The organism is Rhodoferax sp., assembly GCF_030646845.1.
Taxonomy (GTDB): Bacteria; Pseudomonadota; Gammaproteobacteria; order Burkholderiales; family Burkholderiaceae_C; genus Rhodoferax.
Genome location: NZ_JAUSLE010000059.1, coordinates 1 through 18,507 on the forward strand (window position 1 = coordinate 1; position 18,507 = coordinate 18,507).

At 64.2% G+C, this 18,507-nt stretch carries 18 protein-coding genes; 8 read left to right on the forward strand and 10 right to left on the reverse strand.

Going from position 1 to position 18,507, the window contains the following annotated elements:
* The 8 genes from mnmG to Q7T10_RS14160 all read left to right on the forward strand — a co-directional run.
* Positions 1–1,977 (forward strand): tRNA uridine-5-carboxymethylaminomethyl(34) synthesis enzyme MnmG (gene mnmG, locus Q7T10_RS14125; protein ID WP_304749360.1); only part of this gene is annotated, 1,977 nt, incomplete at its 5' end.
* Positions 1,977–2,645, forward strand: coding sequence for a 16S rRNA (guanine(527)-N(7))-methyltransferase RsmG (rsmG, locus tag Q7T10_RS14130; RefSeq protein WP_304749362.1), 669 nt, complete (start codon positions 1,977–1,979; stop codon positions 2,643–2,645). The genes mnmG and rsmG, both read left to right, overlap by 1 nt.
* A 539-nt stretch (positions 2,646–3,184) precedes the next feature.
* The gene (locus tag Q7T10_RS14135; protein WP_304749364.1) at positions 3,185–3,799 is read left to right on the forward strand and encodes a LysE family transporter; all 615 of its coding nucleotides are present in this window, start codon (positions 3,185–3,187) and stop codon (positions 3,797–3,799) included.
* A gap of 78 nt (positions 3,800–3,877) precedes the next feature.
* Positions 3,878–4,663: a ParA family protein gene (locus Q7T10_RS14140; RefSeq protein WP_304749366.1), complete on the forward strand. Its 786-nt coding sequence runs from the start codon at positions 3,878–3,880 to the stop codon at positions 4,661–4,663.
* Between the two features lie 58 nt (positions 4,664–4,721).
* Entirely contained in the window at positions 4,722–5,327 is a 606-nt protein-coding gene (locus tag Q7T10_RS14145) for an alpha/beta hydrolase (RefSeq protein WP_304749367.1), read from the forward strand.
* Positions 5,328–6,269 (forward strand): ParB/RepB/Spo0J family partition protein, encoded by a 942-nt coding sequence (locus tag Q7T10_RS14150; RefSeq protein ID WP_304749369.1) that lies wholly within the window; start codon positions 5,328–5,330, stop codon positions 6,267–6,269.
* A 20-nt stretch (positions 6,270–6,289) separates the two neighbouring features.
* Complete coding sequence (locus Q7T10_RS14155; protein WP_304749371.1) at positions 6,290–7,033, forward strand: trans-aconitate 2-methyltransferase; 744 nt, start codon at positions 6,290–6,292, stop codon at positions 7,031–7,033.
* 109 nt (positions 7,034–7,142) lie between these two features.
* On the forward strand, positions 7,143–7,889 hold the full coding sequence (locus Q7T10_RS14160) for an HD-GYP domain-containing protein (RefSeq protein ID WP_370653772.1): 747 nt from the start codon (positions 7,143–7,145) through the stop codon (positions 7,887–7,889).
* Positions 7,890–7,939: 50 nt separating this feature from the next.
* On the opposite strand, the gene Q7T10_RS14165 is transcribed toward Q7T10_RS14160, so the two are convergent.
* The 10 genes from Q7T10_RS14165 to Q7T10_RS14210 all read right to left on the reverse strand — a co-directional run bounded on the left by Q7T10_RS14165 (position 7,940) and on the right by Q7T10_RS14210 (position 18,421).
* Positions 7,940–9,364 (reverse strand): FAD-binding oxidoreductase, encoded by a 1,425-nt coding sequence (locus Q7T10_RS14165; RefSeq protein ID WP_304749373.1) that lies wholly within the window; start codon positions 9,362–9,364, stop codon positions 7,940–7,942.
* A gap of 60 nt (positions 9,365–9,424) precedes the next feature.
* On the reverse strand, positions 9,425–10,123 hold the full coding sequence (locus Q7T10_RS14170) for a TIGR02466 family protein (RefSeq protein ID WP_304749375.1): 699 nt from the start codon (positions 10,121–10,123) through the stop codon (positions 9,425–9,427).
* Positions 10,120–10,794 carry a nucleotidyltransferase family protein gene (locus tag Q7T10_RS14175; RefSeq protein WP_304749377.1) on the reverse strand — a complete coding sequence of 225 codons (675 nt, stop codon included), beginning with the start codon at positions 10,792–10,794 and terminating at the stop codon, positions 10,120–10,122. Before Q7T10_RS14175 ends, Q7T10_RS14170 begins: the two co-directional genes overlap by 4 nt.
* A 41-nt stretch (positions 10,795–10,835) precedes the next feature.
* Positions 10,836–12,008, reverse strand: a complete 1,173-nt coding sequence (locus tag Q7T10_RS14180) for a VWA domain-containing protein (protein ID WP_304749378.1) — start codon at positions 12,006–12,008, stop codon at positions 10,836–10,838.
* A 10-nt stretch (positions 12,009–12,018) separates the two neighbouring features.
* Positions 12,019–12,957, reverse strand: a complete 939-nt coding sequence (locus Q7T10_RS14185) for a MoxR family ATPase (RefSeq protein ID WP_304749379.1) — start codon at positions 12,955–12,957, stop codon at positions 12,019–12,021.
* 14 nt (positions 12,958–12,971) lie between these two features.
* On the reverse strand, positions 12,972–13,568 hold the full coding sequence (locus Q7T10_RS14190; RefSeq protein ID WP_304749380.1) for a CoxG family protein: 597 nt from the start codon (positions 13,566–13,568) through the stop codon (positions 12,972–12,974).
* A gap of 65 nt (positions 13,569–13,633) precedes the next feature.
* Positions 13,634–16,036: an aerobic carbon-monoxide dehydrogenase large subunit gene (locus Q7T10_RS14195; protein ID WP_304749381.1), complete on the reverse strand. Its 2,403-nt coding sequence runs from the start codon at positions 16,034–16,036 to the stop codon at positions 13,634–13,636.
* Positions 16,037–16,061: 25 nt separating this feature from the next.
* Positions 16,062–16,550: a (2Fe-2S)-binding protein gene (locus Q7T10_RS14200; RefSeq protein WP_304749382.1), complete on the reverse strand. Its 489-nt coding sequence runs from the start codon at positions 16,548–16,550 to the stop codon at positions 16,062–16,064.
* A gap of 30 nt (positions 16,551–16,580) precedes the next feature.
* Positions 16,581–17,444, reverse strand: coding sequence for a xanthine dehydrogenase family protein subunit M (locus Q7T10_RS14205; protein WP_304749383.1), 864 nt, complete (start codon positions 17,442–17,444; stop codon positions 16,581–16,583).
* A gap of 170 nt (positions 17,445–17,614) precedes the next feature.
* A complete protein-coding gene (locus Q7T10_RS14210; protein WP_304749385.1) occupies positions 17,615–18,421 on the reverse strand; it encodes a LytTR family DNA-binding domain-containing protein in 807 nt (268 codons plus the stop codon).
* Positions 18,422–18,507: the final 86 nt, after the last annotated feature.

Consider the following 18,507-nt stretch of genomic DNA (forward strand, 5'->3'; position numbering starts at 1 on the left):
GGCCATGCCGGCACCGAGGCCGCGCTGGCTGCTGCCCGCATGGGCTGCAAGACCCTGCTGCTGACGCACAACATCGAGACCCTGGGCCAGATGAGCTGCAACCCGTCGATAGGCGGTATCGGCAAGGGCCACCTGGTCAAGGAGGTCGATGCCATGGGCGGCGCGATGGCGCTGGCCACCGACGAAGGCGGCATCCAGTTCCGCATCCTCAACAGCTCCAAGGGCCCGGCCGTGCGCGCCACGCGGGCGCAGGCCGACCGCATCCTGTACAAGGCGGCGATTCGCCGCATGATCGAAAACCAGCCCAATCTCTGGCTGTTCCAGCAGGCGGTGGACGATTTGATGGTGGAGGGCGACCGGGTGGTCGGCGCCGTCACCCAGGTCGGCATCAGGTTCCGCTCGCGCACCGTGGTGCTGACCGCCGGCACTTTTCTGGACGGCAAGATCCATGTGGGCCTGCAGAATTACTCGGCGGGCAGGGCGGGCGACCCGCCGGCGGTGTCGCTCTCGGCGCGGCTGAAAGAGCTCAAGCTGCCACAGGGCCGGCTCAAAACCGGTACGCCGCCGCGCATCGACGGGCGCAGCATCGACTTCAGCCAATGCACGGTACAGCCCGGTGACGGCATGCCCGGCGGCACGCCGGGCGCGGTCCCGGTGTTCAGCTTCATGGGCGGGCAGATCGCCCACCCCCGGCAAATGCCCTGCTGGATCACCCACACCAACGAGCGCACCCACGAGATCATCCGCTCGGGTTTTGACCGCAGCCCGATGTTTACCGGCAAGATCGACGGCGTCGGGCCGCGGTATTGCCCGAGTGTGGAAGACAAGATCAACCGCTTTGCTGGCAAGGACAGCCACCAGATTTTCCTGGAGCCGGAAGGCCTGTCCACCCACGAGATTTATCCCAACGGCATCTCGACCAGCCTGCCTTTCGACATCCAGTACGCGTTGGTGCGCTCCATGGCCGGCATGGAAAACGCCCACATCCTGCGGCCCGGCTACGCCATCGAGTACGACTACTTCGACCCGCGTTCACTCAAGACCAGTTTCGAGACCCGCCAGATCGGCGGCCTGTTCTTCGCCGGACAGATCAATGGCACGACCGGCTACGAGGAGGCGGCGGCCCAGGGCATGTTTGCCGGCATCAACGCCGCCTTGCAATGCCAGGGCAAGGAAGCCTGGCTGCCCAAGCGCGACGAGGCTTACCTCGGGGTACTCGTGGACGACCTGATCACCAAGGGCGTGACAGAGCCCTACCGCATGTTCACCAGCCGGGCCGAGTTCCGCCTGCAATTGCGGGAAGACAACGCCGACCTGCGCCTGACGGAAGTCGGGCGCCAGCTGGGCCTGGTGGATGACGCCCGCTGGGATGCTTTTTGTCGCAAGCGCGATGCTGTTTCACGTGAAACAGAACGCTTGCGTTCGATCTGGGTCAGCCCCAAGAATTTGGCTGCGGTCGAGTCGGAGCGCGTGCTGGGCAAGATGATTGAACATGAATACAGTCTGGCCGACTTGCTGCGCCGCCCGGATGTGAGCTATGCCGGTCTGATGTCGCTGGCTGGTGGCAAGTACGCCGAACCCGAACTCAAGCCAAGTGCCGCGCTGGAAGCCGGTGACGCGTTGACAGCCGAGCTGGCGTTTGTGGCGGTGGTGATTGAGCAGGTCGAAATTTCGGCCAAATACTCGGGCTACATCGATCGGCAAAAGGACGAGGTGAGCCGCGCGGCGCATTACGAAAACCTGAAGCTGCCGGCGGAGCTGGACTATCTGCAGGTGTCTGCGCTGAGCATCGAAGCCCGGCAAAAGCTGGCCAAGCACCGGCCGGAAACGCTGGGTCAGGCCTCGCGCATTTCGGGCATTACACCCGCATCCATCTCCCTGCTGTTGATCCATCTGAAAAAGGGCAACTTCAAGGGCTTCGCCGCGGCCGGCAAAGTCGCCCCGGAGCTGGGTGGCGGCAACGAGGTGGCGGCCTGATGCGCGGGCTGGACCAGGCCTTGCGCCAGGGTTTGGCGGATCTGGCGCTGGTGCTGGACGATGCGCAAATTGACCACCTGCTGGCGTACCTGGGCTTGATCCAGAAGTGGACCAAGGTCTATAACCTGACGGCGGTGCGCGATCCCGAGGAAATGCTGACGCACCATCTGCTGGACAGCCTGGCGGTGATCGGTCCCTTGCGTGCGCAGCTGGCGGTGCAGGCGGACAAGGCGGGGGTGGCGGATGCCCACCAAGTGCGGCTGCTCGATGTCGGGTCGGGTGCCGGCTTGCCAGGCGTGGTGATCGCGATTTGCTGTCCGGATGTCTCGGTGGACTGCGTGGACACGGTGGCCAAGAAGGCCGCCTTCATCCGGCAAGTGGCCGCTACCCTGAAGCTGCCCAACCTGCGGGGATTGCATGCGCGGGTGGAGAGTCTGGCGGAGAAATACGACGTCATCAGCTCCCGGGCGTTCGCCTCACTGGTAGATTTCACGCGCTGGTCATCGGCGGCGCTGGCAGAGCAGGGCGTCTGGCTGGCGATGAAGGGCAAGCATCCTGCTGATGAAATTGCCGTCTTGCCTGTGAATGTCAGGGTGTTTCACGTGGAACAGCTGGCTGTGCCGGGGCTGGATGCCGAGCGGTGCATTGTGTGGATGCATAAATCGTAATTTCCCCACTCACTCCCCCAGCCCCTCTCTCGCCCCGCCGGGCGAAAGAGGGGAGCCTCATTTGACCACCCGCGCCGGTGACGGAAATATCGGGACAGGTTGCCGCCTTGGTTGGGGTGCTGAGGTTTCAGGGGGCGAGTTCCGAGCGCCGGAGGCGGCTTGGGTTGATGGTTGACCTTGTCCTGAAATAATTGGGGCAAACGCCGCTTTAGCTCCAGTATTTGCCCAGCTTAGCTCAGCAGCTCATCCGATCCTGGGCTCATCCGGCAGCAAGAGCAGAGGCGAAATTCCCATTCAGCCAGTCCACCTCCGGCGCTCGGAACTCACACCCCGAAATCTGGCCGCACCAGACGCAGTCGTAACAGCCCCCGGTATTTCCGTTGCCGGAGACCAACATCAAAATGAAGGCTCCCCCTTTCCACCCCGGCGGGGGTGGAAAGGGGGCCGGGGGGATAGGGGGGGGAGAACCTCCCGGCAAAACGGAGTAAGCGAACAAAAACGTAACGTAAACTCACCCCTCAACCAGAAAGAGAATCCCCATGTTTGGCATAGCCGACTACGGCGCCTTTGTCGTCGCAATCATCGTTTTCCTGCTGATTCCCGGCCCGGGCAACCTGGCCTTGATCACCTCGACCGGCAAAGGCGGCATCAAGGGCGGGCTGGCGGCGACCCTGGGCGTGATCCTGGGCGATCAGGTCTTGTTGTGGCTGGCGGTCGCCGGTGTCGCCGCCTTGCTGACGGCCTATCCCACCGCTTTCCATGCAGTGCAGTGGCTGGGCGCCCTCTATCTGGCCTGGCTCGGCGGCAAGATGCTGCTGGCCAAGCCGGGGGCGGCACCGATCCTGCACATCCGGCCGCGCCACTATTTGCGCCAGGCGCTCACGATCACGCTGCTCAATCCGAAGGCGATCGTGTTTTACATGGCGTTCTTCCCCCTGTTCGTGGACCCGGCCCGCCATCAGGGCCTGACGACCTTTGCCTTCATGGCCGTGACCATTGCCGCGCTGACCTTTGCCTATGGCTTGACGGTGGTGTTGCTGACGCACTTTCTGGCCGAGCGTGTGCGCGCCAACCCGGTCATCGCGCGCGTGCTTGAAAAGGTGGCGGGTCTGTTTCTCATCGGCTTTGGCGCCAAGCTCGCACTGTCGCGCTGAGTGCGCACGCCTGAATAGTTTCACGTGAAACACTGATTTTTTCGTTCCGTATCCATTCCCATAGCAGGTAAGCAATCCATGGCCAAAATATTCTGCGTCGCCAACCAAAAGGGCGGTGTCGGCAAGACCACCACCACGGTCAATCTGGCGGCCGGTCTGGCCAAGGTCGGCCAGCGCGTGCTGATGGTCGACCTGGACCCGCAGGGCAATGCCACCATGGGATCGGGTGTCGACAAACGCAAGCTCGCGCTCACGATCTATGACGTGCTGCTGGAGTCGGCCTCGGTGGCCGAAGCACGGGTCAAAAGCGACAAGCTGATCGAAGGCGGCTGTGGCTACGACATCCTGGGTGCCAACCGGGAACTGGCGGGGGCCGAGGTGGAACTGGTGGATGTGGAGCGGCGGGAAAAACGCCTCAAGCTGGCACTGGCCGAGGTGGATCAGGATTACGATTTCATCCTGATCGATTGCCCGCCCAGCTTGTCGATGCTGACGCTTAATGGCCTGTGCAGCGCGCACGGCGTCATCGTGCCGATGCAGTGCGAGTACTTTGCCCTGGAAGGCCTGACCGATCTGGTCAACACCATCAAGCAGGTGCACGCCAACCTGAACAAGGATCTGGCCATCATCGGTTTGCTGCGCGTCATGTTTGACCCGCGCATCACGCTGCAGCAGCAGGTGAGCGAGCAGCTCAAACAGTATTACGGCGACAAGGTGTTTGACACCGTGATCCCGCGCAACGTCCGACTGGCCGAGGCCCCCAGCTATGGGGTTCCCGGCGTGGTGTTTGATCCCTCGTCCAAGGGGGCACAGGCCTATGTGGCCTTTGCCCAGGAGATGGTCGAGCGCATCGAAAAAATGTGAACAAATTGGCCTCCAGCCCACGTCGAATCTGCGCTGGTAGCTACCAAAGTTATAGCAAATGAACGTCTCTCCGGTCCTCATCCTGCCCGGCTGGCAAAACTCCGGGCCCGACCACTGGCAAAGCCGGTGGGAGGCGGCGCACGGCTATCAGCGGGTCGAGCAGCACGACTGGCTGCGCCCGCTGCGTGGCGACTGGATTGCCCGGCTGGAAGACGTGCTGTTGCAGCGCGATCTGGAACGGGACGGGCCGGCCGTGCTGGTGGCCCACAGTCTGGGGTGTCTGCTGGTGGCGGCCTGGGCGGCGCACTCGCGCCACACCGACCGCGTCAGCGCCGCGCTGCTGGTGGCGCCGGGTGACGCCGAGCGCGAGGAAATGCGCCCGGTTCTCACCAGCTGGTCGCCCATCGCCCTGCAGACATTGCCATTCAAAAGCATGCTGGTGGGAAGCCGCAACGATCCGTATTGCAGTGCCGAGCGCGCCAGGGTCTTCGCCCGCGCCTGGGGCTCCGAGTTCATCGACTATGGCGACCGTGGCCACATCAATGCCGAATCGGGTCTGGGCGCCTGGCCCGACGGACAAGCGTTGCTGCGCCGGTTGGCCCCCTCAACAGTGGCGGGCAGCGTTAAAGAGCTGTCCCGCCAGGAATCAAAAAAGGAAGATTGAATGGTTACCAAAAAACCCAAAGGCCTGGGCCGTGGACTTGAAGCCCTGCTCGGACCCATTGTGAATGAGATGGCCTCATTTGCCTCTTCCGAAGGCAATCCCACCAGCCCCGGGCTGCCGGCTTCGCTGCTGCTGATCGACATGGTGGCGGGGCAGTACCAGCCGCGCACCCGCATGGATGAGGGCGCCTTGTACGAGCTGGCCGAGTCCATCAAGGTGCAGGGCATCCTGCAGCCGATCCTGGTGCGTCAGCTCCAGGACGGCGCGAACCAGGGCAAGTACGAGATCATTGCCGGCGAGCGGCGCTTTCGCGCCGCCAAATTGGCCGGGCTGGACAGTGTGCCGGTGTTGGTGCGCGATGTGCCCAACGAGGCCGCGGCGGCGATGGCACTGATCGAGAATATTCAGCGCGAAGACCTCAATCCGCTGGAAGAAGCCCACGGTTTGCAGCGCCTGGTCAAGGAGTTTGGACTCACTCACGAACTGGCGGCGCAGGCCGTGGGGCGCTCCCGCAGTGCCGCCAGCAACCTGCTGCGTCTGCTCAATCTGGCCGACCCGGTGCAAACCATGCTGATGGCGGGCGACCTGGACATGGGCCATGCCCGCGCCTTGCTCGCGCTGGACCGGGGGACCCAGATCACGGCGGCCAGCCAGATCAGCGCCAAAAAGATGTCGGTGCGCGAAGCCGAAAGCCTGGTCAAAAAGCTCAGTGCCGACTTCACGCTGACCTCGACCAAGCCCCGGCAGGAAAAATCGCGCGACATGCGACGCGTCGAAGAAGAGCTGTCCGATCTGTTGACCGCCGAGGTCGAGGTGCGCGTGAAAAAGCGCGTCAAGCGGGCAGGGCGCATGGAAGAAATGGGCGAAGTCAGCATCCAGTTTGGATCGCTCGATGAACTCAATGGCCTGATCGAGAAGCTTCAGCGCGTCGCAACGCGCTGAAGGCCGGGCGCGTCGCAACCATGCTTGCCCGACTGCCCTGGCCGGCACCGGCGCTGTTGGCCTGGGCTTGCGCCTGGGCCTTGTTCTGGGGTTTGCAGAGACTGGGCCTGTCGGCCTGGGTGTCGCTGGCGGTGGCCTCGGCTTTTGGCGTGGCGCTCAGCCTGTGGGGGGGCACCTGGTGGCGCCGTGCCCTGATTGGCCTGGGCTTTCCCCTGTCGCTGGCGCTCTCGGGCGTGGTCACCTTGCCGGCCTGGGCCTGGTTGTTGCCGCTGGCCCTGTTGCTGCTGATCTATCCCCTGAACGCCTGGCGCGACGCCCCCCTGTTTCCCACCCCGGCCCACGCCTTGCGCGATCTGGCCGCGCAGGCACCGCTGCCGGCGGGTGCCTGGGTGCTGGATGCCGGGTGCGGTCTGGGCGATGGGCTCAAGGCCTTGCGTGAGGCCTACCCGGCGGCCCAGCTGCATGGTCTGGAGTGGAGCTGGCCCTTGCGCGGTCTGGCCGCCCTGCGCTGCCCCTGGGCCCGCATCCGCCACGGCGATATCTGGCGCGCCGACTGGCGCCCCTACGCCCTGGTCTATCTGTTTCAACGGCCCGAGAGCATGGCACGGGCGGTGGACAAAGCGCGGGCCCAACTCCAGCCGGGCGCCTGGCTGGTGAGCCTGGAGTTCGAGGCGCCGCAACTCGAGGCCCAGGCGACCCTGCAGTGCGCCGATGGCCGCCCGGTCTGGCTGTACCGCGCACCGTTTCAGACGCGCAACGCCTGAAACGGCGCTGTTCACGGCGACGGCGGAAATCACACTGCGTTTGCGCCCGTCGCCCCTAAACTGGCGGTCGGAACAAGATTTGAAAAGACTTGGACACTGGAGCACTATTTTGAATTCACCCGACAGCAGCCCGCACCTTGAGGCCGACCCCGTGCGTGCCGCCATGGCCGTGACGGTTTTTGCCATGGCCTCGCTGGCAGAAACGCGCGACTCCGACACCGGCAACCACATCGTGCGCATCCAGCACTACGTCAGGACGCTGGCGCAGCGGCTGCAGGCGCACCCGCGTTTTTCGGCGGTGCTGACCGATTCGTTCATCGGCGATCTGTTCCAGTCGGCGCCCCTGTATGACATGGGCACGATCGGCATTCCGGACCGGATTCTGCTCAAACCCAGCCGCCTGACGCCAGCCGAGTTCGAGATCATGAAAACGCACACCACCCTGGCACGCGATGCGATCGAGCTCGCTGAAAAAACCCTGGGCTACCGGGCAGAACAACTGCAGACGCTGAAGGAGCTGGCGTACTCCCATCAGGAAAAGTGGGATGGCAGCGGCTACCCGCAGGGGCTGTCAGGGGACCAGATTCCGGCGTCGGCGCGCCTGATGGCGATTGCCGATGTCTACGACGCGCTCATCACCGACCGCGTCTACAAAGCCGGCGTGCCGCACGACCAGGCAGTGGTCGTCATTTTCCAGGGGCGCGCCAGCCATTTTGATCCCGACATGGTCGACGCCTTCATTGAAATCCAGGATGAATTCCACGCCATCGCACAGCGCTTCGCTGACACCGACGCGGACCTGCAGCGCAAGATCGAGTACATGGCAAACGCCATTGCCGAGGAAGTCAGGTTATAAGCCGAATTGGCCTACAACCCGCGTGCAGTATGCCTGAGTAGCTATTCTATTTATAGCGTAAAGATCTTGCCCGGATTCATGATGTTCTTCGGGTCCAGCGCCCGCTTGATGGTGCGCATCATCTCCACCGCGCCCGCGCCGGTCTCGGTTACCAGAAAATCCATCTTGTGCAAGCCCACGCCGTGCTCACCGGTACAAGTGCCTTCCAGGCGCAGCGCACGTGCCACCAGCGCATGGTTGAGCTTCTCGGCGATATCGCGTTCCTCCGGCTTGTTGGGGTCGATCAGATAGCCAAAGTGGAAATTGCCGTCGCCGACGTGGCCGACCAGGAAGTAGGGGATGCCGGTGGCATCGGCCTCGGCCACCGAGTCCAGCAGACAGTCGGCCAGCCGGGAAATCGGCACGCAGGTGTCGGTTGAAATGGCGCGGCAGCCGGGCTTGGACTGGATGGCGGCAAAGTAGGCGTTGTGGCGGGCGGTCCACAGCCGCGTGCGCTCCTCCGGTGTGGTGGCCCACTCAAAGGCGTTGCCGCCAAACTCGCTGGCGATCTCCTGCACCAGCTCGGCCTGCTCCTTCACGCCCGCCGGCGAGCCATGGAACTCCATCAGCAGCAGCGGCTCTTCGCGCAGGCCCAATTTTGCGTAGGCGTTGACCATGCGCACGGTGTTGGCGTCAATCAGTTCCACGCGCGCAATCGGAATACCCATCTGGATGATCTGGATGGTGCTGCGCACCGCCGCCTCGATGCTCGGGAACGAACAGATGGCCGCCGAGATTGCCTCGGGCAGGGGGTAGAGCCGCACCGTCACCTCGGTGATCACGCCCAGCGTGCCTTCGCTGCCCACCATCAGGCGCGTCAGGTCGTAACCGGCGCTGCTCTTTTTGGCGCGCGTGCCGGTGCGGATGATGTCGCCTTGTGCCGTCACCACTTCCAGCGCCAGCACGTTCTCGCGCATGGTGCCGTAGCGCACGGCGTTGGTGCCGCTGGCGCGGGTGGCGCTCATGCCGCCAAGGGTGGCGTCGGCGCCGGGGTCGATCGGGAAGAACAGGCCGGTGGACTTGACCGCCTCATTGAGCTGCTTGCGCGTCACGCCGGGTTGCACCGTCACCGTCAGGTCTTCGGCGTTGATGGAGAGCACCTGGTTCATGCGGCTGACATCGACGCTGATGCCGCCCTGCACCGCCAGCAAATGGCCTTCGAGCGAGGAGCCGATGCCAAAGGGAATCACCGGCACATTGAAGTCGCTGGCAAGTTTCACGGCATCCGCCACGTCCTGCGTGCTCTCGGCAAACACCACGGCCGCCGGCGGCGGGGCTTCGAAAGAGGACTCGTCGCGCCCGTGCTGTTCACGCACGACCAGCGCGGTGGAGCAGCGCTCGCTGAAGCGCTTCTTCAGCGCGTCAATCAGCGCGGCGGGGACGTCCCGTTGGTGAATGTCAGGTACAAGGTGAGCGAGAGCAGTGGGAGCGTTCATCGGGGTTCTCCAGGAATTGGGTCCATTATCCCGAACTGTCGCGCGGGCGGCGACCCGGCGTCAAGTCCCCGCGTAGCGAAAGAGCTGATCACCACCCGGCGCGCGGATCTGCGCATTGAAGGACACGATGACGCGGTCGCGTTCGCCGGCATAGGGCATGGCCTTGTGGGGCAGGAACGAGGGGAACAGCACCAGGTCCCCCTCCTGCGGGGTGACATCTAGCGTGGCCTGCTGCAGCCAGGCATTGCCCATGTCGATGTGGGCACCGCCCAGCAGGGGAAACATCGGGCTGTAGAAGCGGGTGGCGCCGTTGAGCGCGCCGAACTCGGCGTGACTGTGGCGCTGCTCGACGGGGTCAATCTGCACGTAGTACACCCCGGACCAGGAGCAATTGCCATGGGTGTGGATGTCATGAAACGCGGCACCATTCTGGATCTGGAACCAGACCCCCATCAGCTCCAGCTGCAGCCCATGACGCCCCGCCGGCCACACACCCGCATTCGCCTGGGCTGCCGTGGTCTGCAAGGAGGCGGCGATGAATTGCAGCAGGGCCGTGAATTCAGGGAGGTCCACCCGTTTGAGCAAGTCATCGGCGCTGGCGTAGAAGCTGCCTTGCGCGGCCGGGAGATCGGTTACGCGCATGGCCTGAAAGACGCGCGCCAGCACGGGATTCACCTCCGATGCCCGCGCGAAACGGTGCACGGCCATCGGCACCGGCCAGTGTTGCTGCAGCGCACCCGGTGCTGCCACCGGACTCACGCGGTCGCCTCGCTGGCGGGGAGTTCCAGCTTCCAGCCGGTCCGCAACGCCAGTTGCTGCACGTCCTCCAGTGTGTCGAGATCGGTCACAAAACGGGTGTTGGCCGTTTCATGCACATGCACCAGTTCGGGCTGGCGCTCGATCAGGTGACGACAGCCCAGATTCGTGTCACTCGCCAGGATTTGTGCCCGGGCGTCCGCATCCAGCAGGATCGGATTGCCGCGCTGGCCGTTCACCACCGGCACCACCACGTTGCCGCTGGGGCGTTTCTTGAACGCCGCGATCAACTCGGTCAAATCCCCGGTCCCGATCAGCGGCTGGTCGGCCAGCACGATGAACACCGCATCGAAGTTGCCACTGAGTGCTGCCAGGCCGACCCGCACCGAGCCTTGCTGGCCCTCGCGGTAGTTGGGGTTGTGGGCCAGCGTGATCGGAAAACTCTGCACCTGGGATTCCACGGCTTCGCGCGCGTGGCCCGTGACCACCGCGACTTCATCCACCCCGGCACCGCTGAGCGCAATCAGTTGCCGATTGATCAGCGGCACGCCCTGCAGGCGGATCAGGGACTTGGCCACGCCACCCATGCGCGCACCCTCGCCGGCGGCCAGCACGACCGCCCCAATGCGCAGGCGGGGGAAGAGGCCTCCCCCCTGTTTAAGCAAGCATCCCATGGTCGTGTTTCCTGGAGTTGTGAGCGTTGTTGAAAAAGTGTTCAGACCAGTAGCTCGGACAGTCGCGACAGGCTGGCCAGATTGTGCGCCGGCATGAAGCGCGTGACATGGCGCGTCGCCAGTGCCATGGCCGCCGACTGGGGTACCTGCACCGTTGGGTGCAACCAGCACACGCGGGCCCCGCGGGCGCGCACCTGCGCCAGCACCCCGGCCAGGGCCTCGGGCTCGTCGGTGTCAAAGCCATCGCTGAACACCATGAACAGGTCGCCCCGCCCCAGGGACCGGCCCAGATGCTGGTGTAGCGCCTCGTGCAGGCAACTGGCAATGCGGGTGCCGCCGCCAAAGCCGAAGGTCACTGCGTTGACCTTTTCCTGCACCCGCTCACTGCGCCGCCGCATCAGCGGCGTCACATCGGCCAGCCGGGTGTGAAAGACAAAGGCCCGTGCGTCCATGACTTCGACAAAGGCCCGCGTCAACCGCAAGAAGAACTGCGCATGCACTTCCATGGACCGGCTCACGTCCACCAGCACCACCACGCGCGGCGGACGCCGCTGGCGTCGCACATGGTGCAACTTCACCAGCTCGCCGCCGGTTGCCAGCGCGGCGCGCAGGGAGCGCCGCAAATGAATCGCGCCACTGTCACGGTGGCTTTGCAGCCGACGCAACAGCTGGGAGCGCAGGCGGCGCTTGAGCGCTTCCACCAGCGGCTCAAAACGGTCCATGTCGGAGGGCATCCAGTCGGCGAAATCACGCTGGTCGAGCGGGTCGGTGCGGCTGGCGCCGCCCTGGGCGCGGGGCGGGGACTCACTGGCCTCGAGGTCGCCTTCGGCCTGCTGCTCGGCCATGCCCTGCGTTGGCGTGGTTTGCCCGGGCGGCGAGTTGCCCAGTTCATCGTGCAGCTGCTGCACCAGCTCGGGCAGGGTTCGGCCGCGCCGCGTCAGCCCCGAGCTGCGCGTCGACGCCCGGACCTGGTGCGGGAACCAGAAGGCCTGGTGCAATTCCGGGTACTTGAGCCACTGCTTGTGGCTGCCTGCTGCGATGCCGCGCCACAGCGCCTCGACCCGGGCCCATTGCGCCAGCGGCAATGCGGCGGCGGCACGCACCATCAGCTCCAGTTCGGCATAGCCCAGCGCAAAACCATGCTCGCGCAAATAGTGGGCGAACTCACCAAGACGCTGTCTCGGGTCCATGGCCCGCGGATCGGCGGCGTTCATGGCGGGCCATTCATTTCATGGCGCCGGCCACGCCTACATCCTGCGCGATGCGTGGCCCGTCAATCAGCTTGCCTACCCGTTCGGCCGTCACCTGCCAGCGGTCGCTGCGGGTCTTGAGCAGGGCGGCGAGCGTCGGCACCAGCGACTGCGGATCCAGCGGCAATTCGCCATGGCCCATGTGGAACAGAACCCGGACCCAGTCCAGCGTCTCCGCCACGCCCGGGACTTTTTCCAGGTCTTCCCGGCGCAGGCGCTGCACGAATGCCACGGCCTCTTCGACCAGCCGGCTGGCGGCCTCGGGCACCAGCGTTCGCACAATCTGCGTCTCGCGCGCCAGCGTCGGAAAATCAAGATAGTGGAACAGGCAGCGCCGCCGCAGCGCATCCGACAAATCACGCGTGCCGTTGCTCGTCAGAATCACCAGCGGCTTGCTGCGCGCCGTGAGCGTGCCGATCTCGGGCACAGTGACCTGGTACTCCGACAGCATCTCCAGCAGGAAGGCCTCGAAGGCTTCGTCAGCGCGGTCGATTTCGTCGATCAGCAAGACGCACGGCTCTGGCGAACGGATCGCCTGCAACAAAGGCCGCTCCAGCAAAAAGGCCTCTGAAAAAAGGTTGTCGCGCAGCGCCGCGCGGTCGCCTTGCCCCGCTTCGGCCAGCCGGATCTCCAGCAACTGGCGGCTGTAGTTCCACTCGTAAACGGCCTGGCTCAGGTCCAGCCCCTCATAACACTGCAGGCGCAGCAAGGGCCGGCCCAGCGCACGCGCGCAGGCGCCGGCAATGGCGGTCTTGCCGACGCCAGCCTCGCCCTCCAGCAAGAGCGGGCGCTCCAGCGTGAGGCCCATCCAGATCAGGCTGGCCAGGTCTTCGTCGGCAATGTAGCCGGCCTTGAACAGGCGCTCGCGCAAGCCCTCGGGTGTGGTCAACGCGTCAGTGGCAGTTGAAGACATGGTGCAGCAAGAGCTCAGGATTTGCGGCGAAACAGGTCGGCGAAGAACTTGCGGATCATGGCCCACATGAAGGCCAGCGCATTGAATTCCTTGGCCACCACTGGCGCGCTGGGTGCTGGCACCGGCTCGGCACCGCCAACGGGTGCCGCAGCCCCCTGCAGCGCCTGCGCCTTTTGTGAAAAGACCTCGGCGAACTGCGCCAGAATCATGTCCGAGACCGAGGTCATCATGCGCCCGCCAAACTGGGCGAACTTGCCGTTGACAATCACTTCGGCATGGCCTTGCAGGGTGCTGTGGCCGTTCTCTGCCGCGACCAACGTGGCCGTCAGTTCCATCGAGGCGGAAGACCCGCTCTTGTCGGCACCCTTGCCCATCATCTTCAGCGTGCGGGTGGCCGGGTCCAGCGTCAGCACGTCAATGGTGCCGGCAAAGGCGGCCACCGCCGGCCCGACCTTGACCCGGACGCTGCCCTTGTAGTGGGTGGCATCAATATCTTCAGTGATTTGCGCGCCCGGCATGCAGGTGGCGAGCTCATGCATGTTGGAGAGCACAGCCCAACCGGCATCAAGACCGGCCGCGACCGGGTACTGTTTATCGAGCACAACTTCCATGGAAACTTTCTGAAAATACAAGAGGGCGGGTGCACCGCAATGCACCCGCCCTGGTCAATCGGATCTCAGCTGGCGATGCCGACAGCCTTGAGTTGTTGCCACACGCGGTAGGCGGTGTGCGGCATGTTGAAGTGGGTCACGCCCAGGTGGGCAAAGGCATCCACCATGGCGCTGGTGAAGGTCGGAATGCTGCCCACGTGCGGCGACTCGGCCACGCCCTTGGCGCCCAGCGGGTGGTGCGGTGACGGGGTCACGGTGTAGTCGGTCTCCCATTTCGGCGTTTCCACCGCGGTGGGCAGGAAGTAATCCATCAGCGTATTGCCCTGGATGTTGCCCTGCTTGTCGAATGACAGCAGTTGGCCCATCGCCACGGCAAAACCTTCGGTCAGGCCGCCATGAATCTGGCCTTCGATGATCATCGGGTTGATGCGGGTGCCGCAGTCGTCCAGCGCATAGAAGCGGCGAATCTTGGTCTCGCCCGTGCCCTTGTCGATGTCCACCACACACAGGTAGGCGCCAAAGGGGAAGGTGAAATTGGGCGGGTCGTAATAGTGCACGGCCTCCAGGCCAGGCTCCAGCCCGGCCGGTGGCTGGTTGTAGGCGGCCCAGGCGATGTCCTTCATGGTCTTGAACTTGGCGTCGTTGCCGCGCAGCTTGAAGCGGTCGATTTCCCATTCCAGATCGGCCTCGCTGACTTCCAGCAGGTGGGCGGCGATCTTCTTCGCTTTCGCGTGGATCTTGCGCGCGGCCATGGCAATGGCCGCACCCGCCACCGGCGTAGAGCGTGAGCCGTAGGTGCCCAGTCCGTACGGTGCCGTGCTGGTGTCTCCCTCTTCGACCTGGATCACTTCGCTGGGGATGCCCAGCTCGGTGGCGATGATCTGCGCATAGGTGGTCTGGTGGCCCTGCCCCTGCGAGATCGTGCCCATGCGGGCGATGGCCGAGCCGGTGGGGTGCACCCGGATCTCGCACGAATCGAACATGCCCACGCCCAGGATGTCGCAAATCTTGCTCGGACCCGCGCCCACCACTTCGGTGAAGGTGACCAGGCCAATGCCCATCAGCGTCGGGCACTCCGGGTCGGCGCGCTTGGCCGCCTGCTCGGCGCGCAAGCCCTTGTAGTCGACGGCGTTAAGCACCTTGTCGAGCGCGGTCTGGTAGTCGCCCGAGTCGTACTCGAAACCGAAGGCCGAGGTGTAGGGAAACTGCTCGCGCTTGATGAAGTTTTTCGAGCGGATCTCGGCCTTGTCCATGCCCAGCTTCTGCGCCAGCACATCGACCATGCGCTCGACCAGGTACACCGCTTCGGTCACGCGGAACGAGCAGCGGTAAGCCACGCCGCCGGGCGCCTTGTTGGTGTAGACGCCATCGACGCGGCAATAGGCGGTGGGGATGTCGTAGCTGCCGGAGACGATGTGGAACATGCCGGCCGGGAACTTGGTCGGATCGGCACAGGCATCAAAGGCGCCGTGATCCGCGATCACATTGGTGCGCAGCGCCAGGATCTTGCCGTCGGCGGTGGCCGCCAGTTCACCTGTCATGTGGTAGTCACGCGCAAACGCGGTGCTGGAGAGATTCTCGATCCGGTCCTCGATCCATTTGACCGGCTTACCCAGCACGATGGACGAGACGATCGCGCACACATAGCCGGGGTAAATGCCGACCTTGTTGCCAAAGCCGCCGCCAATGTCGGGCGAGATGATGCGGACCTTGGATTCCGGAATGCCCGACAGCATGGACACCACGGTGCGCACCACGTGCGGTGCCTGGCTGGTGATCCAGGTGGTGAGCTCGCCGCGGATCGGGTCGAAAGACGCCACCGCGCCGCAGGTTTCCAGCGGGCACGGGTGCACGCGCGGGTAATGCATGTCCTGCTTCACGGTGACCGGGGCGCTGGCGAAGACGGCATCGGTCGCGTCCTTGTCGCCGGCATCCCAGGTGAAGATGTGGTTGTGGTGGTAGCGCTTGCCATGTGCGCCCTCGGTCTTGCCGGCCAGGTCTTCCCGAATCACGGGTGCGCCAGGTTTGAGGGCCTCAAACGGGTCAATCACCACCGGCAGCTCTTCATATTCGACTTCCACCGCTTCCACCCCGTCGGCGGCCGCATAGCGGTCGGTGGCGATCACCACCGCCACTTCCTGCATCTGGAAATGGACCTTGCCGTCGGCCAGCACGGCCGCGACGTCGCCCGCCAGCGTGGGCATCCAGTGCAGCTTGAGTGGCTTGAGGTCCTCGGCGGTCAGCACGGCGATGACGCCCGGTACTTTCAGCGCCTCTTCCTTGTTGATGCGCAGGATGCGGGCGTGGGCCACCGGCGAGCGCACGATATCCATGTGCAACATCTCGGGCAGCTTGATGTCATCCACGTAATTGCCCTTGCCCTGGATGAAGCGCGCATCTTCCTTGCGCAGGCGGGACTCGCCCATGCCCATCAGGGCTTTTTCGCGATCACTTGCGGGTGCGTTCATGCATGTCTCCTTTGTGGGCGCGCGCTTACGCGGCGACCTTGTTTTGTTGCAATGCGTTGGCTGCGTGCAGCACGGCCTTGACGATGTTCTGGTAGCCGGTGCAGCGGCACAGGTTGCCCGCCATGCCAACCCGCACTTCCTCTTCGGTGGGCGTCGGGTTGTCCTGCAGGAAGCGGTAAGCGCGCATCAGCATGCCGGGCGTGCAGAAGCCGCACTGCAAACCATGCTCCTTGTAGAACCCGTCCTGCACCGCATGCAGCACGCCGACATTGGCCAGGCCTTCGACGGTCTTGACGTCGCTGCCATCGCACTGCACCGCCAGGTGGGTGCAGGACTTGACGGACTGCCCGTCGATGTCCACGGTACAGGCGCCGCAGTGGCTGGTCTCACAGCCAATGTGGGCGCCGGTCAGGTTCATCTTCTCGCGCAGAAAGTGCACCAGCAGGGTACGCGGTTCGACCGCCTCTTCCACCTGGCGGCCGTTGAGGGTCATTGACACTAGTGTTTTGCTCATTGAAAGTCTCCTTGTCGTTCTTGTCTGGTTTCAGTGGCAACGGGCAGCGGCGGCACGAATCGCCCGCTTGACCATCTCGCTTGCCATGGCGGTCTTGTATTCAATGTCGCCGCGCAGGTCTTCCGCCGGTTCGCACACCGCACGCACCGCCTGTGCCACTGCGTTGAGCGTGGTGTCGTTGACTGCCTTGCCCAGCAGGGCGGCTTCCGCGTCCCGGGCGCGCAGTGCGGTGGGCGCCACGTTGGTCAACCCGATGCTGACCTGCGTCACCAGACCCCCGGCCATGCGCAGTACCACGGCAGCGCCGGCCGTTGCCCAGTCGCCCGTTTTGCGCTTGAGCTTCTGGTAGGCGTAGCCGGTGCCGGCCTGGAACGGCGCCACCAGAATGGCAGTGAGGATTTCGTTCTCGGCCAGCGCCGTCATGTAGGTGCCGTGGAAGAAGTCCACCGCCTTCACCTGCCGCTCGCCTTTGGGCCCCTGCAACACAAAAGTGGCGTCCAGCGCCATCGCGATCGCAGGGTGGTCGTTGCCGGGATCGCCATGGGCAATGTCGCCACCGATGGTGCCGCGGTTGCGCACCTGCGGGTCGGCAATGAGCAGGGCCGCCTCGGGCAGCAAAGGCAGGCGTTCCTGCAACAGTTTGGAGGCGATCAGGTCGCTCTCGCTGCTCATGGCGCCGATGCGGATCAGGCCGCCTTCCTCGCGGATGCCGCGCAGTTCGGGAATGCGGTTGATGTCGATCAGCGTGCCCGGCTGCGCAAAGCGCAGTTTCATCATGGGCAACAGGCTGTGGCCGCCGGCCAGAAGCTTGGCGTCGTCGCCCAGTTCGGTCAGCAATGTGAGTGCCTCGCCAATGGAGCGGGGCGCGTGGTACGCGAATGAGGGTGGAATCACTTTGTCTCCTGTACGGCCTTGTTGACCTTTAGGAGCGCGACTCTAGCGCCAGCCAATCCGGCGGGGGAAGCTAAGCAATCAACGGTCGCTCACGTTGCACGAATGGCAATAACGTTGCACGAACGATAAGCGGGAGCCGCAGAACCCATAAGCCCGAGGCCCGCCATGCGTCAGGTTCCTGGCTTGACCGGAATGGCGTCTCCCAGCCCGAGCTGCTCCATCAATAGCGGCGCACTCGCGCGTGACACCGGAATCTCCACCGGCGCCGATCCCATCATGCGCAGTGTCATGCGGCCGTCGTTGCGCACGATCTCGTCGACGTGGGACAGGTTGACGATGTAGCTGCGGTGCACCCGCAGGAACAGCTGCGGATCGAGCCGGCTCTCCAGGTCCCCAATGTTGAGGTTGCAGAACTGGCTGCCCTGTCCGGTGTGAACCCAGGTGTAGTGCCCTTCGGAACGGATGAACGAGACACTGGGCACATCCACCAGCAGCACGCGGTTTTGTTTGATGGTGGGTATCTTGCGCAATTGCCGCTTGTCGCCGCCTTCGCGCGCGCCACGGGCGGTCGTGCCAACTTCTGTCTCATGGCTCACCACCTCGGTGATGTCATAGAAGACCAGGGTATACCCGGTGGTTGCACCCTGCGCATCCCCGATTTTGGACACCTTGATCAGCAGCATCCGATCAGGAATGTTGATCATCATGGCCATGGGCGGTGCGTTGTTCACCGGGCACTCGGCCTGACCCAGCAGGAACTTGACTTTGGTCTGTGCCGCCTCCGGATGGAACGAGGTCACGATCTTGCCAAAGGGCATCTTGTCCTGCAGCGGCAGGCTGCGCCGCGCGTAGTCGTTCATCCCCATCACCCGCAACTCAAGGTCCAGATGAACGACACCGACGTCAAATCGTTCCAGCAGATAAAGCCATGAACTCGAAGGCGGGGCGGAAGGGGAACCGATGGGGCAAGTTTTCATCAAAAAAGTGCTCGTGAGATTAAGTGCGATTCGCTGCGGGCGCCTTCGTGCCGGAATACGGACGCTCATGCATTTCAGGCGCGCTT

Excerpts from the sequence above, each read along its gene's own strand:
- Q7T10_RS14180 (WP_304749378.1), bottom strand. The coding sequence starts at position 12,008 with ATGAACGCCGCCGATCCGCGGGCCATGGACCCGAGACAGCGTCTTGGT.
- Q7T10_RS14185 (WP_304749379.1), bottom strand. The coding sequence starts at position 12,957 with ATGTCTTCAACTGCCACTGACGCGTTGACCACACCCGAGGGCTTGCGC.
- Q7T10_RS14150 (WP_304749369.1), top strand. The coding sequence starts at position 5,328 with ATGGTTACCAAAAAACCCAAAGGCCTGGGCCGTGGACTTGAAGCCCTG.
- Q7T10_RS14195 (WP_304749381.1), bottom strand. The coding sequence starts at position 16,036 with ATGAACGCACCCGCAAGTGATCGCGAAAAAGCCCTGATGGGCATGGGC.
- Q7T10_RS14175 (WP_304749377.1), bottom strand. The coding sequence starts at position 10,794 with ATGGGATGCTTGCTTAAACAGGGGGGAGGCCTCTTCCCCCGCCTGCGC.
- rsmG (WP_304749362.1), top strand. The coding sequence starts at position 1,977 with ATGCGCGGGCTGGACCAGGCCTTGCGCCAGGGTTTGGCGGATCTGGCG.
- Q7T10_RS14165 (WP_304749373.1), bottom strand. The coding sequence starts at position 9,364 with ATGAACGCTCCCACTGCTCTCGCTCACCTTGTACCTGACATTCACCAA.
- Q7T10_RS14155 (WP_304749371.1), top strand. The coding sequence starts at position 6,290 with ATGCTTGCCCGACTGCCCTGGCCGGCACCGGCGCTGTTGGCCTGGGCT.
- Q7T10_RS14200 (WP_304749382.1), bottom strand. The coding sequence starts at position 16,550 with ATGAGCAAAACACTAGTGTCAATGACCCTCAACGGCCGCCAGGTGGAA.
- Q7T10_RS14145 (WP_304749367.1), top strand. The coding sequence starts at position 4,722 with ATGAACGTCTCTCCGGTCCTCATCCTGCCCGGCTGGCAAAACTCCGGG.
- Q7T10_RS14190 (WP_304749380.1), bottom strand. The coding sequence starts at position 13,568 with ATGGAAGTTGTGCTCGATAAACAGTACCCGGTCGCGGCCGGTCTTGAT.
- Q7T10_RS14140 (WP_304749366.1), top strand. The coding sequence starts at position 3,878 with ATGGCCAAAATATTCTGCGTCGCCAACCAAAAGGGCGGTGTCGGCAAG.
- Q7T10_RS14135 (WP_304749364.1), top strand. The coding sequence starts at position 3,185 with ATGTTTGGCATAGCCGACTACGGCGCCTTTGTCGTCGCAATCATCGTT.
- Q7T10_RS14210 (WP_304749385.1), bottom strand. The coding sequence starts at position 18,421 with ATGAAAACTTGCCCCATCGGTTCCCCTTCCGCCCCGCCTTCGAGTTCA.